This is a genomic window from Pseudomonas sp. PDM32, assembly GCF_019219225.1.
GTDB classification, from domain to species: Bacteria; Pseudomonadota; Gammaproteobacteria; order Pseudomonadales; family Pseudomonadaceae; genus Aquipseudomonas; species Aquipseudomonas laurylsulfatiphila.
The window spans coordinates 1-425 of sequence record NZ_JAHUWE010000047.1; the positions used below are offsets into that span (position 1 = coordinate 1).

Annotated in this window: 1 protein-coding gene; it reads right to left on the bottom strand. The window is 63.3% G+C overall.

All coding sequences use genetic code 11. The annotated features are described in order from the left end of the window. On the bottom strand, positions 1-425 hold a 425-nt coding region (locus tag KW846_RS29725), incomplete at both ends, for an Ig-like domain-containing protein (protein ID WP_218486466.1).

Here is a 425-nt window from a genome sequence, read left to right on the forward strand (position 1 = left end):
CCGTGCTGCTGTCGCCGTCCGCGTCGGTGATGGTGTAGGTGAAGGTGTCCGTGCCGTCGCCACCGCCGTGCAAGGCTTTGAAGTCGGCGTCGCTGGTGTTGAGGGTGTAGGTGTAGGTGCCGTTGGCGTTGAGTACCAGGGTGCCGTAAGTGCCGGTGAAGGTACCGGGGGTGATCGGACCAGTGCCTTCACCGATGGTTACCCGGTCGGCGCCTTGTACGTCGTTGCTCAGCACGTTGCCGTTGAGGGTCAGTAAGGTTTCCGACGCCGTCGAAGCATTGCTGTCGTTCACGCCTTTTGGCAGGTCGTCGACGATGTTCACGTCCAGTGAACCGGTCGCGGTGGTGCCGTTGTCGTCGACCGCGGTCACGGCGAACTGTTCAGGCAGGGTGTTGGCGCCGTTGGCGGTCGGGTGCGCTTCGTTG